The sequence below is a fragment of the Massilia sp. CT11-108 genome, assembly GCF_047302915.1.
Classification (GTDB): Bacteria; Pseudomonadota; Gammaproteobacteria; order Burkholderiales; family Burkholderiaceae_D; genus Telluria; species Telluria orientalis.
Window position 1 is genome coordinate 1 of the sequence record NZ_JBKYMO010000952.1, and the last position, 1,146, is coordinate 1,146.

1 protein-coding gene and 1 pseudogene are annotated in these 1,146 nt (G+C 70.2%); both read right to left on the reverse strand.

Annotation, left to right across the window (positions count from 1 at the left end):
- On the reverse strand, positions 1 to 689 hold a 689-nt coding region (locus ACEN88_RS32290; RefSeq protein ID WP_413346304.1), incomplete at its 3' end, for a sugar-binding domain-containing protein.
- Between the two features lie 102 nt (positions 690 to 791).
- Positions 792 to 1,146, reverse strand: a pseudogene (locus tag ACEN88_RS32295) (hypothetical protein); the annotation flags it as partial.

Sequence of the window (1,146 nt, forward strand, 5' to 3'; positions counted from 1 at the left end):
TTGCGCACCTCCGTCGCCACGCGCACGGCGCCGCTGCGGCCCGTCAGGCCCGGCGTGGTCACGGCCGTGCCGGTCCACGGGACGTGCACGTCGTCCGTCGTCACGAGCCAGACGTCGCGGTAGATGCCGCCGCTGAAGATATGTTCGCCGGCGCGCGGCGCGAGCGTCGGGTCCCAGGTGTTGTCGACGCGGACGGCGATCACGTTGCGCCCCGGATGCAGGGCGCCGGTCAGGTCGACGGGAAAGCCGGTATAGCCGCCGCGGTGGCGCGCGATCCTGCGGCCGTTGGCGTACACCTCGGCCGTCTGGAACGCGGCTTCGAACTCGAGCGTCCAGCGGCGCCCGGCGGTCCCTTGCGGCAGCACGAGATCCTTGCGGTACCAGCCGTAGCCGACGTACACCTCAGGCGCCTGGAAGTAAGGCGTGCTGAAACTGTGCGGGAGACCCACGGCCTGCCAGTCGCCGTCGTCGAAGTCGACCTTCTCGGCACCGCCGATGTCGCCCAGGTGGAAGCGCCAGCCGGCGTTGAAATTCTGCCGCTGGCGCGCGGTGGGTGCTGCGGCCGCGGCCGAAGCCGGGGTTGCGGCCGGGGTTGCGGCCGGGGTTGCGGCATGCCCCACGCCGGTCAATATGGCAAGCGCCATGGCGGAAGCCGCCAGGCGGATCAGGGTCGCCGTCTGCGAACGCATCGTTGCTCCAGGTAGGGTGTCATCATCATACAGGAGCGTCATTGTGGCGACGTGCGACCTGCGCGGGCAATGATGAAATCCACCGGAGCGGCGAACGTTTTTTCAGCGCACGGGCGCGAGCCCTTCGGCGGACGCATCCAGTTGCAGGGCCACCACAGTGTCCATGCCGTCGCGCGCGGCGGCCGGTACCGAAATCTCGATGCCGCGCGCGGATTGCTCGACCTTCGCCGCGCCGCCGCCCAGCACGGACGCGCGCACGACGCGGGCCGGGATCGCCGGCAGGGCGAGCTTGTCGCCCGGCCAGTTCAGCACGTGGACATAGACCGTGTTGCCGCGGCGGGGGGCCCCCCCCCCCCCGACCCGCCCCAACCCCCCCCCCCCGGGGGCCGGGAAGGTGTAGGCAGCCAGGACCCACCACCCGCAAGAAAAAAAAAAAAAAGAAGCCCCCCAAAAAAAA